Source organism: Actinoplanes sp. NPDC049548, from assembly GCF_040676695.1.
Classification (GTDB): domain Bacteria; phylum Actinomycetota; class Actinomycetes; order Mycobacteriales; family Micromonosporaceae; genus Actinoplanes.
Genome location: NZ_JBFAPM010000001.1, coordinates 606,278 through 620,143, shown reverse-complemented (window position 1 = coordinate 620,143; position 13,866 = coordinate 606,278). Strand labels below are relative to the sequence as shown.

The following is a 13,866-nucleotide window of genomic DNA, read 5'->3' as shown; positions in this document are numbered from 1 at the left end:
GGGCCACCCCGGCACGGCAGCATGGAGGGCATGTCGATCCCGCCTGAGGAGGTCGAGCCGCCCGCCGCCGACGCCGTGCTGTTCCGGTCCTCGCCCGGGCGGACGTTCGCGGCCCTGTTCGCGGTGCTGCTCGTCGCGTACGTGGCCGTGTCGCCGCTGGTCGCGTACCTGCTGGGGGCGCCGGGTGAGCCGTGGTGGTCGACGCTGGCCCAGGGCGCGGTGATCGCCACGCTGGTGGCCGGCGGTTATGCGCTGTCGTCACGCTCGGCGATGCGCACCTGGGTGCGGGCGTCGTCCGGGGGGCTGGAGCTCGCCGCCGAGGGCAGCGATCCGGTGCTGCTGGCGTGGCCGGACATCGAGCATGTGGCGGTGCGCCGCACCGGCCTGCGCACCGTTCTCGACGTGACCCCGGTGGACCTGGACCGCGTGCATCCGGTCGCGGAGGGCGACGAGGGCTGGCCGGCGCTGCACGATGAGGAGAACGGCACGCCCGCCTTCACCGCCGACCTGACGCAGGTCTGGCCTGGGCCTCGGGCCTTGCGCCGGGAGCTGGACCGGCACCTGCGCTAACCGCGCACTGTGGAGTCCTCCACCAGCTCCGGTGCCTGCGGCTGGCGGGGCGTCAGCTCCACCTGGGCCGGCACCGCCAGCTCCTCGTCGGAGACGCCCATCTCGGCGAGCTTGCGGGCGCTCACCAGCACCCGCGACTCCAGCGACCCCACCGCGCGGTTGTACGCCGTCACCGCCCCACCGAGCGACGCGCCGAGCTTGCCGACGTGGTCGCCGAGGGTGGCGAGGCGGCCGTAGAGCTCGCGGGCCAGGCCGTGCACCGCCAGCGCGTTGCGGGCCAGCGCCTCCTGCCGCCAGGAGTAGGCGACCGTCCGCAGCAGCGCCACCAGCGTCGCCGGGGTCGCCAGCACGACGTTGCGGCCGAAGGCGTGCTCCATCAGGGAGGCGTCGCGCTGCAGGGCCGCGTCGAGGAACGGGTCGGCGGGGACGAACAGCACCACGAAGTCGGGGCTCTGGTCGAAGGCCGTCCAGTACGATTTGGCGGCCAGCGCGTCCACATGCCCCCGCAGCACCCGGGCGTGCTGGTCGAGGTGGGTGTCGCGGGTGCGCTCGTCGCGGGCCTCCATCGCGGACAGGTACGCGTCGAACGGCGCCTTGGCGTCCACCACCACCGTCCGGCCACCGTGCAGGCGCACCACCATGTCGGGGCGTACGCCCTGGTGGTCGGTGCTGGAGGTGACCTGCTCGGCGAAGTCGCAGTGCTCGAGCAGCCCGGCCGCCTCGACGATGCGCCGCAGCTGGTGCTCTCCCCAGCGGCCCCGGACCTGCGGCGCCCGCAGCGCGGCGACCAGCTGTTTCGTCTCGGTGCGCAGCTCGCCGGAGACAAGGCCCATGGCCCGCACCTGCTCCCGCAGCTCCGCGTAGGCGTCGACCCGGTCGCGCTCCAGCTCGGCCACCCGCTGCTCGTAGCGGCGCAGCGTCTCGTGCAACGGCGCCACGGCCCGCGCGACCGCCTCCTGCGACTGGGCGGTGGACTCGTAGGTGAGGGCCCGCAAGGACTGCTCGAGGCGCTCCTCGCCGTCGCGGCCGGCCTGCACGGTCGCCTCGAGCCGGGCGATGTCGGCGGCGGCCCGCAGCCGCGCGGCCAGCCAGCCGAGCGCGGCCCCGGCCGCCAGGCAGATGATCACCACGGCCAGCGTCGAGAAGCTCACCCTGCGAGCTTGCCAGAGGGGTACGACGTTGTCGGCGCGGGTACCGTCGAGCACATGAAGGTGTTTCTGCTGCTGATCCTGGTGCTCCTGGTGGTGGCGGTAGTCCTGGCGTGGCGCCGCGGCAGCGTGGCCCGCGAGCAGCGGCAGCTCGAGGACGCCCGCGCCGAGGCCCAGCGCTGGTACGAGCGGCTCGGCGGCCAGGTGATGAACCTGCACGGCGAGGACCCGGCGACCCGGCAGGCGCTGGCCGACGCGGGCGAGCGTTACAACGCGGCGGGCGGTCAGCTGCAGCAGGCGAAGACGGTCCGGCAGTTCGAGCTCGCCCGCGAATCGGCGCTGGAAGGGCTCGCGTACGTGCGCGCCGCCCGTACGGCCATGGGCATCGACCCGGGGCCGGAGCTACCGCCGCTGCACGGGGCGCAGGGCGCGGGACAACTCACCCGCGAACGGGAGGTGACCGTCCAGGGTCACCACTACAAGGCGGGACCGCAGCCGGGCCCGGACACGCCGTACTACTACCCCGGCGGCCGGGTCGAGGGGCGGCCGGTGCCGGCCGGGTGGTATTCGACGCCGGTGTGGAAGACGGCGCTCGGTGCGGGCGCCGGCGTGCTGGGCGGCATGCTCATCTTCGACGCGCTGTTCTCGCCCGGCTTCGGCGACATGGGGTACGGCGACGGCTACTCCGACGGGTTCCAGGACGCCGCGCAGGACTTCGGCGGCGACCAGGCCGGCGACTTCGGCGACCAGGGGAGCGACCTCGGCGGCGGAGGCGACTGGGGCGGTGGCGACTTCGGTGGCGGCGACTTCGGCGGCGGGGACTTCGGCGGCGGGGACTTCTAGGAGCGGGCCGCCGCGGCCTTCATGTCGCGGCGCAGCTCCTGCGGCAGGGAGAAGGTGAGCCGCTCCTCCGCGGTCGTGTACTCGGTGACCTCGCCGAAGCCACGCTCCGCGAGATGCGCCAGCACCTCCATGACCAGGTCCTCCGGGACGCTGGCGCCCGAGCTGACACCGACCGTGGTCGCGCCCTCGAGCCACTCGTCGCGGATCTCCGACGCGTAGTCGACCAGGTGGCCGGCCTTGGCGCCGGCGCCGAGAGCCACCTCGACCAGGCGTACCGAATTCGAGGAGTTGGTGGAGCCGACCACGATGACCACGTCGCACTCCGGCGCGATCTCCTTGACCACGTGCTGGCGGTTGGAGGTCGCGTAGCAGATGTCGTCGCTCGGCGGCGACTGCAGCAGCGGCAGCCGGGTCTTGAGCCGGGCGACGGTCTCCATGGTCTCGTCGACCGAGAGCGTGGTCTGGGACAGCCAGACCACCTTCGCCGGGTCGCGCACCACCACGTTGTCGACGTCCTCCGGGCCGTCGACCAGCTGGATGTGCGCCGGCGCCTCGCCGGAGGTGCCGATGACCTCCTCGTGGCCCTCGTGGCCGATGAGCAGGATGTCGTAGTCCTCGGCGGCGAACCGCTTGGCCTCGTGGTGCACCTTCGTGACCAGCGGGCAGGTGGCGTCGATCGCCTTGAGGTTGCGCTCGCGGGCCTGCTCGTGCACCTCGGGGGCGACGCCGTGCGCCGAGAAGACGACGGTCGAGCCCTCGGGGACCTCCTCGTTCTCCTCGACGAAGATCGCGCCGCGGGCCTCGAGCGTGCTGACGACGTGCTTGTTGTGCACGATCTGCTTGCGCACGTAGACCGGGGCGCCGTAGAGCTTCAGCGCCTCCTCCACCGTCTGCACCGCGCGGTCGACACCGGCGCAGTAGCCCCGCGGCTTGGCGAGGAGCACACGCTTGCGGACAGGGGTGCCAGATGGGGAGGTCACCCGGCAATGGTACGTGCCCCGGCCAGGGATCTCCCGCCGTGCGATGCGCACCACAAACTCGTCCAGGGGCGGATCGCGGATGCCGAGGCATACTCGGCCGGGTGAACGACACGGATGTGGCCCGCGGTACGCGACGGGCGCTCGGCACCGCCCTGCGGAACCTGGTCGGTGCGGTCGCCCTGGTCCTCGGGCTGACCTGGATCCTGCTGAACCTGCACGCGCCGAGCCCGTTCCGCGACATGGCCGTCGGGGTGGTGCTGGCGGGCGGTGGGCTCGTGCTGCTCATGCCGCACCGGGTGCGGTTGCCGGCCCTCACCACGGCCACCACGGCGGCGGCCACCGCCACAGTGGGGACGCTGGCCGGCCTGCTCACCGAGCGCAGCCAGCTCGGCGGGATGTACGGGTACGTGATGGCGCGCGGCTGGCCGTACCAGTGGCTGGCCCGCGGCGCGACCGCGGACGACCCGCAGACCGCCCGGGCGCTGGCCGAACAGGCCGGCTGGCAGGTGGACGCGGTGAACCTCGCGGCGAACTTCGTGTTCTGGGGACTCCTCGGCCTGCTCCTGGCCGCGGTCGTCAACAAGGTGCGTTTCCGCCCGTAGCCGGCGCACCGGGCGGGATACTCGAGCCATGAGCACCGCCGGCACCGTCGGCACACCCGGCGTCTGGGAGTCCGTCGGCACCGGGCTGCGCCTCATCGTCGGCTGGTTCTCCGCCGTCATCGGCGTGCTCGACCTGGTCGTCGAGATGGGCGACCGGCTCGACGGCGCGTACCTGCTCTTCAACGGCATGCTGGTGGTCGGCGGCGCCATGCTGATCTCGCTGGCGTCCCTGCCCGGACGCCCCGGGACCGCCGGGTATCTCGCGGCGGCCGGCGTGCTCGTCGCCGGAATGTCGATCAGCACCGTGCTGACCAGCGACGCCGCATGCTGCCTGTCCGCGCTGGCGGAGCGGCACGGCTACCCCTTCACCGTGCTCGCCCGCGACGCCGGGCAGAGCTGGCAGGTCGACGGCGGGCGGCTCGTCGCCGACCTGCTCTTCTGGGGGTACGCCGGCCTGGTCGCGCTGCTGCTCGTGGTCCTCGCCCGCCGGCTCGTGCACCGGCTCGGGCGCCCACGCGGGATCGGCGGCCCGGGCCGCCCGTAGGCTAGGCCGGGTGACCCAGCCGGAACCCAGGTCGACCGCCGACGAGCCGTGGCCCGTACGGGTCGTCAGCCAGAAGCTCGGCGCCTGGGTGGCCAAGCTCGGCTGGGTGTGGGTCGACGGCCAGGTGGCCCAGATCAGCCGTCGCCCCGGCGCCTCGGTGGTCTTCCTGACCCTGCGCGACCCCTCGGCCGACCTCAGCCTCACCGTGACCGCGCACCGCGACGTGCTCGACGCCGGCGCCCCCGAGCTGTCCGAGGGCGCCCGGGTCACGCTGCACGCCAAGCCCGAGTTCTACCCCGCCCGTGGCTCGCTGAGCCTGCGCGCCGACGAGATCCGCCAGGTCGGCCTCGGCGAGCTGCTGGCCCGGCTGGAACGGCTCAAGAAGCTGCTCGCCGCCGAGGGTCTGTTCGCCCGCGAACGCAAGCGCCGGCTGCCGTTCCTGCCGCAGCGCATCGGCCTGATCACCGGGCGGGCCTCGGCCGCCGAGCGGGACGTGCTGATGAACACCCGCCGCCGCTGGCCGGGCGTCGACTTCCGGGTCATCAACGTGCCGGTGCAGGGCCCGACCGCGGTGCCGCAGATCATCGACGCGCTCAAGGTGCTGGAGAACGACGACACGATCGACGTCATCGTCATCGCGCGCGGCGGCGGCAGCGTCGAGGACCTGCTGCCCTTCTCCGACGAGGCGCTGTGCCGGGCCGTCTTCGGCTGCCGTACGCCGGTCGTCAGCGCGATCGGCCACGAGACCGACGCGCCGCTGCTCGACTACGTCGCCGACCTGCGCGCGTCCACCCCGACCGACGCGGCGAAGCGGATCGTGCCCGACCTCGCCGAGGAGAGCCTGATCGTGGAGCAGGCGCGGCGCCGCCTCGACCGGGCCGTGCTGACCCTGATCGACCGGGAGACGCACCGGCTGGAGGCGTGGCGGTCGCGACCGTCGCTGGCCCGCCCGGAGACCCTCGTCGAGCAGCGGGCCACCGAGGTCACCGGCCTGCGGGACCGGGCCACCCGCAGCCTGGAGCACCGGGTCCGCCGCGCCGACGACGAGCTGCGGCACACCCTCGCCCGGCTGCGGGCCCTGTCGCCCGCCGCCACCCTGGAGCGGGGATACGCGATCGTGCAACGCGCCGACGGCCACGTGGTCCGGGCCGCGGGCGAGGTCGCCACCGGAGATGTTCTACGCGTACGGCTGGCCGACGGCGAGCTGCGCACGGAGGTACAGGAGAGCACCCCATGACCGACGAGAACCTCAGCTACGAGCAGGCCCGCGGCGAGCTGGCGACGGTCGTGGAGCGCCTGGAGCAGGGCGGCGCCTCACTGGAGGAGTCGCTGGCGCTGTGGGAGCGCGGCGAGAAGCTCGCGGACGTCTGCCAGCGATGGCTGGACGGGGCCCGGGAGCGCATCGAGGCCTCCCGGGCGGCCCGCGCGGAGTCCTAGCCCTTGCCGTTGATCATGTCGTACGCGGAGTCCGGCATCTCCTTGACCTCGGCGGCCGGCGGGGCGTCCTGCTTCGCCTGAGCGCCGTAGCCGCTGACCTGCACGGTCCACTTGCCGGCCGGGGAGTCGGTGGTCTTCGGCATGTCGAGCACCAGCTTGGTGAGCCGGCCGTCGCCGTCGAGCGTGGCCTCGTACGGCACGACCTTGGCCTGCGCCGGGTCGGCGCCCTTGACCGCGGACTCGCCGAAGAGCTGGGAGTCGCCGCTGACCTTGGTGACGTCCAGCTTGCCGGTGATCACGTCGCCCTTGCGGTCGGCGCTGACGATCCCGCCGAAGAGGCCGGTGGCGCCGGTCAGGTCCGGGTTCTCCAGGCCGACCCGCAGCTCCTGCGCCTTCACCTTGGACGCGTCCAGCTTGAGCCACTGCTTGCCGCTGAACAGGTCGACCATCGCCTTGAGGCCCTCGGTCAGCTTGGCGGTCTGCGCGTCGCCGCCGCCGAGCGCCGACAGGCTCTCCAGCTGCTCCGCGGTCTCGCCCAGGTCCATGGTCAGCTTGACGTAGCGGTCCGGCTCGGCGATCCGGAACTGGACCTTGCCCTTCTTGCCCTCCTGCACCGTGTCGAGGTCCAGCGAGGCGGTGTGCGACGGGATGTGCACGATCCCCTTGGCCGAGGCGTCGCCCGGCATCGTCGCCGTGAAGCTGTAGTTGCCGGCCTTGAGGCCCGAGGTGGACGCCACCAGGGCGGCCTTGGGGTCCTTCGGCTGGTCGTCGCCGGTGCAGGCGGCGAGCGACAGGGCGAGTACGGGGGCGAGAACGGCGGCGAACCGTCGGTTCATGAAGCTTCACTCCGGAGGCAGTGCGGGCGGACTGCGGGAGCCTAAGGGATCACCGCAAACCCCGCTGCCCCGTCACGACAGCGACGAGGCGAGCGTCTCCAAGGTCCGCGACTGCGCCGGGCCGGCCACGATGATCGTGCGGCCCTTCTCGATCAGGACCAGCGCGTCCTCGCCCGGGCGCCCGTCGTACCGCTGCCAGGTCCGGGCCCCGGCCCGGAACGTGCCCACCGCCTTGGGGTCCTTGCCGAGCTCGGCCGGGATCAGGGTGGCGGTGGCGAGGCTGCTCTCGACCAGCTGCAGCGGCTTGCTGTCCGGGTCGACGTAGCCCAGCCGCAGGGTGCCGCGGCCGCCGGAGTCACGCTTGAACGTCGCGCTCTGCACGTGCCAGTCGTCGCCGAGCCCCTGCGGCACGGCGACCTCGAAGGCGGCGGCCGCACGGGCCTGCTCGATCGCGCTCTGCGGATCCACCGCGACCGGTTTGTCGCCGTCGAGCACGAGCCGGTAGAAGAGCAGCAGCAGCGCGATCGGGACGAGCAGGACGGCGAGCGACATCGCCATGTCCCGCGGACGGCGCTGGGCGCGCGCACCGACGGAGGGGGTCTCGGGGCTGGACACCTCACCATTGTTAACCATGTCGCGCTCACGGGACTTGGCGCAGGTCGGCATGTGAGGATCGGTGACGACCACACCCCGCACCGTCGCGAGGAGGCCCCCGTCATGCCCGTTGCCGCCAACCCCCAGGATCTCGACCGCAACATCGCCCTCGATCTCGTCCGCGTCACCGAAGCCGCAGCGATGGCCGCCGGCCGCTGGGTCGGCCGGGGCGACAAGAACGGTGGCGACGGCGCCGCCGTGGACGCCATGCGCAAGCTCATCAACTCGATCCAGATGCGCGGCGTCGTGGTGATCGGCGAGGGCGAGAAGGACGAGGCGCCCATGCTCTTCAACGGCGAGCAGGTCGGCGACGGCACCGGGCCCGAGGTGGACGTGGCGGTCGACCCCGTCGACGGCACCACGCTGATGAGCAAGGGCATGCCGGGCGCGGTCGCCGTGCTCGCGGTCGCCGAGCGCGGCGCGATGTTCGACCCGAGCGCCGTCTTCTACATGGAGAAGATCGCGGTCGGCCCGGACTGCGCGGACGTGATCGACATCAACGCCGGCGCGACGGAGAACCTGCGCCGCATCGCCAAGGCGAAGCACTCGTCCGTCTCCGACGTCACCGTCTGCATCCTCGACCGGCCGCGGCACCAGAAGCTGGTCGACGAGGTACGCGCCGCCGGCGCCAACATCAAGTTCATCTCCGACGGCGACATCGCGGGCGCCATCTCCGCCGCCCGCATCGAGTCCGACGTCGACGTGCTGATGGGCATCGGCGGCACCCCCGAGGGCATCACCGCGGCCTGTGCGCTCAAGTGTCTGGGCGGCGAGATCCAGGCCAAGCTGTGGCCGCGGGACGACGCCGAACGGGAGAAGGCGATCGGCGGCGGCCACGACCTCGACCGGGTGCTCACCACGAACGACCTCGTCACCGGCGACAACTGCTTCTTCGTGGCCACCGGCGTCACCTCGGGCGACCTGCTCAAGGGCGTGCGCTACCGGGCCGGCGGGGCGCACACCCAGTCGATCGTCATGCGGTCCAAGAGCGGCACGATCCGGGTCATCGACTCGTACCACCGCCTCGAGAAGCTCAAGCTCTACTCGTCGGTCGACTTCGACGGTCATCTGCCCACGGTGCGCGAGTGACCCAGACGATCTCGGCGCCGCCGGCGGTGACCGCCGGGCGGCGCCTGGCCGGCGTCGTGCTCGCGGTGGCATCGGGCGTCGCGCTGGCCGTCCAGTCGAGGATCAACGGCGAGCTTTCCGTACGCCTCGACGACCCGATCGGCGCGGCGCTGATCTCGTTCGGTTCCGGCCTGCTGGTGCTGGTGGTGCTCGTGCCGCTGGTGCCGGCGGGCCGGGCGGGCCTGCGCCACCTGCGCACCGGCCTGCGCGACCGCCGGATCCGCCCGTGGCAGTGCATCGGCGGCATGTGCGGCGGCTTCCTGGTCGCCACCCAGGGCCTGACCGTGCCCACGCTCGGCGTGGCGGTGTTCATCGTGGCGGTGGTCGCCGGCCAGTCCTCGAGCAGCCTCATGGTGGACCGGGCCGGGGCGGGCCCGGCCGGCCCGCAACCGGTGACCGTCCCGCGCCTGGCCGGGGCGGTCCTGACGGTGTGCGCCGTGCTGATCTCGGTCGGCGACCGCATCGGTCACCCGAGCGCGCTGGCCCTCGCCGTGCTGCCGCTGCTCGCCGGGCTCGGCATCGCCTGGCAGCAGGCGGTCAACGGCCACGTCCGGGTGGTCTCGGGCAGCGCCCTGGTGGCCGGCCGGCTCAACTTCGTCATGGGTACGGTCGTGCTGCTGCTCGCCTTCGCGGTGTCGGCGCTGCTCCGGGGCGTCCCGTCCGACCTGCCGCCCGGCCCCTGGTGGCTCTACGCGGGCGGCACGCTGGGCATCGTCTTCATCGCCGTGGGTGCCGTGGTCGTCCGCTGGACCGGCGTGCTGCTGCTCGGCCTGGGCATGATCGCGGGCCAGGTCATCGGCGCGCTGCTCATCGACGAGCTTGCTCCGGGCACTGCGGGCCGCCCGGGCTGGAACACGATGCTCGGCGCCGTGCTGACCCTGCTCGCCGTGGGCGTCGCGGTGCTGCCCAGCCGCCCTAGATATCGGTGAGCGTCGCGCCGGGGTCGTAGAGAGCGGGCACGGGCTTCGGCCGACGGCGCCGGAAGGCGATCGCGGAAATCACCCCGCCGAGCAGGCCGAGCAGGTGCCCCTGCCAGGAGATCGGCTGGTCGGTGGGGAGGATGTTGTAGATCTGGTACCAGTACAGCAGCCCGATGAACCCCGCCACGCCCAGGTTCCACCAGCTGCGCTCGACGAAGCCCCGGGCGAAGAGCAGGCCGAGGTAGCCGAAGACGACACCGCTCGCCCCGACGACGACGCTGCTCGGGTCGCCGACCAGCCAGACGCCGAAGCCGCTCACCAGGATGATCACGAGGGTCGACCAGAGGAACCGGCGGGTGCCGCCGGCCAGGGCGAACGTGCCCACCAGGATGAGCGGCACGCTGTTGCCGTACAGGTGGTCCCAGCCGGCGTGCAGGAACGGGCTGAAGATGACGCCGTCGAGGCCGTCGAGGCGCCGCGGGATGATGCCGGCGGCCATGTCGAGGGAGCCGGCACCGAGGCCGCGGTCGATCGCCTCGATGAGGAAGAGCACGGGGATCACCGCGCACATCGCCACGAAGGCGCGGCCGATGGAGGCGAAGAACGCCTCGGTGCCGACCTTCGCCGCCGCGTCGTCCTGGGCGCCCGGGTAGCTCATCCCCCGATGGTTACCGATCGCCGCCACTGCCGCCAACCCGGTGTGCGCAATCGGGCACGGTCAGCTGAGGTCGCGGGTGGCCTTCCGGATGTCGGCACGGAACGCCGAGATCTGGGTGTAGACGCCGGGGTAGTCCTTGCGCGCGCAGCCGAGTCCCCAGCTCACGATGCCGACCTGCACCCACCTGTCGCCGGCCTTGCGCACCATCGGGCCACCGGAGTCGCCCTGGCACGTGTCGACGCCCTTCTTGCCGGCGCAGATCGACTCGTCCGCGACCAGCTCGACGCCGACCTTGCGGTACGCCTTGGCGCAGACGCCGTCCGGGACCACCGGCACGGACGCATAGCGCAGCCGCTTCTCCTGGCGCAGCGACTGCTCGCTGGTCTGCCCCCAGCCCAGCACGGTGAGCGGACCCTTCTCGTCCGAGCTGCGGCCGAGGTCGAGGGTCGGCAGGTCGAGCGCACGGTCCAGTTCGATCAGTGCCCAGTCGTCGCCGCGGGTCTCGCCGCGGAAGCCCTCGGCGCGGACCACCGACACGGAACGGGCCTCGAGGGCGTCCGCCGACTTCAGGTTGGTCACGCCGGCCAGGACGCCGATGCTGTCGTCCGCGCCGGTGCCGTTGACGCAGTGACCGGCGGTGAGCACGACCCGGGGTGCGGTCAGCGCCCCGCCGCAGCCCATGGAGAGCCGCACCATCCACGGGAACCGGCCGGCGGGGGCGAGGTCGCCGCCGACGACCTCGCGGATCGGCGGGGTGCCACCGGCGGCGTCCCCGGCACGGGCGACCGTCTGGCTCGCCGCGAGCACGGACGCGAGGACTCCGAGGATGACCAGCGAAGCGACTTTCCGGACCATGTGGACATTTGATCACTCACGGCGACAGGCAAAAGGGGTACGCGCCGAAGCACGTACCCCTTTTGTCCTGCTGACTCAGTACCAGCCGCTGTTCTCGGAGTGCGACCACGCGCCGCACGGAGTGTCGTACCGGCCCTTGATGTAGCCGAGCCCCCACTTGATCTGGGTCGCCGGGTTGTCCTCCCAGTCGTCGGCCACCGAGGCCATCTTGTCGCCGGGAAGAGCCTGCGGAATGCCGTACGCGCCGGAGCCGGAATTCCTGGCGTGGTGGTTCCAGCCGCTCTCCCTGTCCCAGAGCTTCTCCAGGCAGGGGAACTGATCGATGTCGAAGCCCGCGTCGAGCATCAGGGCGCAGCCGGTGGCCTTGTTGCCGCTGTACTCGTCGCAGGACGCCGGGATGTCGCCGGTGTAGGGGACGGTGCCGCCGGAGCCGGACTTCTTCTCGGCCGCCTTCTTCTCGTCCTCGGCCTTCTTCTTCGCGATGGCCTTCTTCTCCACCGCGCGAGCTTTGCCGGCAGCCGCCTTGGCCTCGGTCGCGGCCTTCGACGCGGCCTCGCCCTCCGCCTCACGCTGGTACGCACGAACCGCGGCGTGCTGGTTGTGCCGCTCCTTGAGGAGCTGCATCTCGTCCGTGTCCGCCTGCACCACGAGCTGCGCCTGGGCGCCCTGCGCCTGGACTTCCCGGTCCTTTCCGAGGTAGACCCCGCCGATCACGCCCGCGACGAGCAGACCCACGGAAGCCACACGGATGCCGACCCGGCTCCAGAGCCGATTCACGAAGATTCCCTTCGTAGGGGGCAACGACGCGGAGCGGACCCCTCGGCTCCCCGCGGCCGGCGGCGTCCTGCTCCGCGAGCATCGTCGACCCCTCGGGCCGCGACGACCGGCGTCCGCCGCCGGTCCGGGTAGCCGGCGATTGATGTCCGATCGGGGCGGCGACCCGCGTGATGCTCGCCAGCCACCATGGCGCACGGTGAAGTGGATGTGAAACGACAACGCCCATCAGTGAAATGAATCACAGGACGTTTAGGATTCAATACGGGCAAAGCAGAGCTATTTCGCTCACCCGTACGGTATAACGCAGGTCACTTTTTGTAATCGAGCCCGGACACGCCGTGAGGCGGGAATCCCGCCGGATCCCCGCCTCACGATGACGCAGCGTCAGAGCGGAATCTCCTCCAGTAGATCGGTGACGACCTCTGCGATCGGCGACCGCTCGGACCTCGTGAGGGTGACATGCGCGAAGATCGGGTGACCCTTCAGCGCCTCGATCACCGCCGTCACGCCGTCATGGCGCCCCACCCGCAGGTTGTCGCGCTGGGCGACGTCGTGGGTGAGCACCACCCGCGAACCCTGGCCGATCCGGGACAGCACCGTCAGCAGCACGTTGCGTTCCAGGGACTGCGCCTCGTCGACGATCACGAAGGCGTCGTGCAGGCTGCGGCCGCGGATGTGGGTCAGCGGCAGCACCTCGAGCATGCCGCGGGCCAGAACCTCCTCCATGACGTTCGCGTGCACGACCGCGCCGAGCGTGTCGAACACCGCCTGGGCCCAGGGCGACATCTTCTCGGACTCGCTGCCCGGCAGATAGCCCAGTTCCTGGCCACCGACGGCGTACAGCGGGCGGAAGACCACGACCTTCTTGTGGCGGTTGCGCTCCATCGTGGCCTCGAGGCCCGCGCAGAGCGCGAGCGCCGACTTGCCGGTGCCGGCCCGGCCGCCGAGCGACACGATGCCGATCGACTCGTCGAGCAGGATGTCGAGCGCCACCCGCTGCTCCGCCGAACGCCCCCGCAGGCCGAACGCCTCACGGTCGCCGCGTACCAGCTTCACGGTCTTGTCGGGGTTGACCCGGGCGAGCGCCGAGCCCCGCGACGAGTGCACGACCAGGCCGGTGTGGCACGGCAAGTTCTCCGTCTCCTCCAGCTCCAGCTCGTCACCGGCGTAGAGACGGTTGACGACCTCGTCGTCGAGCTTGAGGTCCGCCATGCCGGTCCAGGTCGGGTCGCTGGCCTGGCCGTGCCGGTACTCGTCCGCGTTGAGGCCGACCGAGGCGGCCTTGACACGCAGCGGCATGTCCTTGCTGACCAGCGTGACGTCCCGGCCCTCGGCGGTGAGCCCCAGGGCCACCGACAGGATCCGGGTGTCGTTGGAGTCGTTGCGGAAGCCGTGCGGCAGCACGCTCTGGTCGGCGTGGTTCAGCTCCACGCGCAGCGTGCCGCCCTCGTCGTTGCAGAGCACCGGATGGTCCAGCCGCCCGTGCTTGATGCGCAGCTCGTCGAGCATCCGCAGGGCCTGGCGGGCGAACCAGCCGAGCTCGGGATGGTGCCGCTTGCCCTCCAGCTCGGAGATCACCACGAGGGGGATGACCACCTCGTGGTCGGTGAACCGGCGGAACGCCGCCGGATCGGACAGCAGGACCGAGGTGTCCAGGACGAAGACCCGGCCGGCTGGGGCGGGCTCCGCGTCTGCGTGCCGATCCCGGGACGCCCGGCGTCCCGTGGAGGCGCGGCTGCTGGAGACTTTGGCGGCCGGGTCGGTGTGTACGGCCCCGGCGTCACTACGGCGAGATGTCACAGGCCTGCTCCAGCGGGCGTGCAACCCGGTCCGCCCGCGGTCCGCCACGTCCGGCGCCCGTCTCTAGCACGGGGTCGGGATGCTGGCCCCGTGGCGTACTCCGTCGCAGGTCCG

16 protein-coding genes are annotated in these 13,866 nt (G+C 72.1%); 8 read left to right on the top strand and 8 right to left on the bottom strand.

The window, feature by feature from the left end; all coding sequences use genetic code 11:
* Positions 1 to 30 precede the first annotated feature (30 nt).
* Entirely contained in the window at positions 31 to 570 is a 540-nt protein-coding gene (locus AB0J80_RS02920) for a hypothetical protein (RefSeq protein WP_364699591.1), read from the top strand.
* Here the strand turns inward: AB0J80_RS02920 and AB0J80_RS02915 are convergent.
* A complete protein-coding gene (locus tag AB0J80_RS02915; RefSeq protein WP_364699589.1) occupies positions 567 to 1,721 on the bottom strand; it encodes a DNA recombination protein RmuC in 1,155 nt (384 codons plus the stop codon). The genes AB0J80_RS02920 and AB0J80_RS02915 overlap by 4 nt on opposite strands.
* A gap of 54 nt (positions 1,722 to 1,775) precedes the next feature.
* Between AB0J80_RS02915 and AB0J80_RS02910 the strand changes: the two genes are divergently transcribed.
* A complete protein-coding gene (locus tag AB0J80_RS02910; RefSeq protein WP_364699587.1) occupies positions 1,776 to 2,561 on the top strand; it encodes a hypothetical protein in 786 nt (261 codons plus the stop codon).
* Here the strand turns inward: AB0J80_RS02910 and AB0J80_RS02905 are convergent.
* On the bottom strand, positions 2,558 to 3,541 hold the full coding sequence (locus tag AB0J80_RS02905; protein WP_364699584.1) for a 4-hydroxy-3-methylbut-2-enyl diphosphate reductase: 984 nt from the start codon (positions 3,539 to 3,541) through the stop codon (positions 2,558 to 2,560). The two genes, AB0J80_RS02910 and AB0J80_RS02905, sit on opposite strands and share 4 nt — an antisense overlap.
* A 101-nt stretch (positions 3,542 to 3,642) precedes the next feature.
* Here AB0J80_RS02905 and AB0J80_RS02900 point away from each other — a divergent pair, with 101 nt between their 5' ends.
* From AB0J80_RS02900 to AB0J80_RS02885, 4 genes are read left to right on the top strand one after another with little or no spacing between them, the layout of a single operon-like run.
* Positions 3,643 to 4,143, top strand: a complete 501-nt coding sequence (locus AB0J80_RS02900) for a hypothetical protein (RefSeq protein ID WP_364699582.1) — start codon at positions 3,643 to 3,645, stop codon at positions 4,141 to 4,143.
* Positions 4,144 to 4,171: 28 nt separating this feature from the next.
* Positions 4,172 to 4,687, top strand: coding sequence for a hypothetical protein (locus AB0J80_RS02895; protein WP_364699580.1), 516 nt, complete (start codon positions 4,172 to 4,174; stop codon positions 4,685 to 4,687).
* A gap of 10 nt (positions 4,688 to 4,697) precedes the next feature.
* Complete coding sequence (gene xseA, locus AB0J80_RS02890) at positions 4,698 to 5,924, top strand: exodeoxyribonuclease VII large subunit (protein ID WP_364699578.1); 1,227 nt, start codon at positions 4,698 to 4,700, stop codon at positions 5,922 to 5,924.
* Positions 5,921 to 6,124 (top strand): exodeoxyribonuclease VII small subunit, encoded by a 204-nt coding sequence (locus AB0J80_RS02885; RefSeq protein ID WP_364699576.1) that lies wholly within the window; start codon positions 5,921 to 5,923, stop codon positions 6,122 to 6,124. The genes xseA and AB0J80_RS02885 overlap by 4 nt, the downstream gene beginning before the upstream one ends.
* Here AB0J80_RS02885 and AB0J80_RS02880 read toward each other — a convergent pair.
* On the bottom strand, positions 6,121 to 6,960 hold the full coding sequence (locus AB0J80_RS02880; protein WP_364699574.1) for a hypothetical protein: 840 nt from the start codon (positions 6,958 to 6,960) through the stop codon (positions 6,121 to 6,123). The two genes, AB0J80_RS02885 and AB0J80_RS02880, sit on opposite strands and share 4 nt — an antisense overlap.
* 72 nt (positions 6,961 to 7,032) lie before the next feature.
* Positions 7,033 to 7,575, bottom strand: a complete 543-nt coding sequence (locus AB0J80_RS02875; RefSeq protein WP_364699571.1) for a DUF4245 domain-containing protein — start codon at positions 7,573 to 7,575, stop codon at positions 7,033 to 7,035.
* Positions 7,576 to 7,677: 102 nt separating this feature from the next.
* Here AB0J80_RS02875 and glpX point away from each other — a divergent pair, with 102 nt between their 5' ends.
* Together glpX and AB0J80_RS02865 are read left to right on the top strand one after the other, a co-directional pair.
* Entirely contained in the window at positions 7,678 to 8,703 is a 1,026-nt protein-coding gene (gene glpX / locus AB0J80_RS02870) for a class II fructose-bisphosphatase (RefSeq protein WP_364700165.1), read from the top strand.
* A complete protein-coding gene (locus AB0J80_RS02865; protein ID WP_364699569.1) occupies positions 8,700 to 9,671 on the top strand; it encodes a DMT family transporter in 972 nt (323 codons plus the stop codon). The genes glpX and AB0J80_RS02865 overlap by 4 nt, the downstream gene beginning before the upstream one ends.
* On the opposite strand, the gene AB0J80_RS02860 is transcribed toward AB0J80_RS02865, so the two are convergent.
* From AB0J80_RS02860 to AB0J80_RS02845, 4 genes are all read right to left on the bottom strand, one after another.
* Positions 9,658 to 10,320, bottom strand: coding sequence for a rhomboid family intramembrane serine protease (locus tag AB0J80_RS02860; protein ID WP_364699567.1), 663 nt, complete (start codon positions 10,318 to 10,320; stop codon positions 9,658 to 9,660). The two genes, AB0J80_RS02865 and AB0J80_RS02860, sit on opposite strands and share 14 nt — an antisense overlap.
* A 60-nt stretch (positions 10,321 to 10,380) precedes the next feature.
* Complete coding sequence (locus AB0J80_RS02855) at positions 10,381 to 11,175, bottom strand: serine protease (protein ID WP_364699565.1); 795 nt, start codon at positions 11,173 to 11,175, stop codon at positions 10,381 to 10,383.
* A 75-nt stretch (positions 11,176 to 11,250) separates the two neighbouring features.
* Complete coding sequence (locus tag AB0J80_RS02850) at positions 11,251 to 11,952, bottom strand: lytic transglycosylase domain-containing protein (protein ID WP_364699563.1); 702 nt, start codon at positions 11,950 to 11,952, stop codon at positions 11,251 to 11,253.
* Between the two features lie 384 nt (positions 11,953 to 12,336).
* On the bottom strand, positions 12,337 to 13,752 hold the full coding sequence (locus AB0J80_RS02845) for a PhoH family protein (RefSeq protein WP_364699561.1): 1,416 nt from the start codon (positions 13,750 to 13,752) through the stop codon (positions 12,337 to 12,339).
* Positions 13,753 to 13,866: the final 114 nt, after the last annotated feature.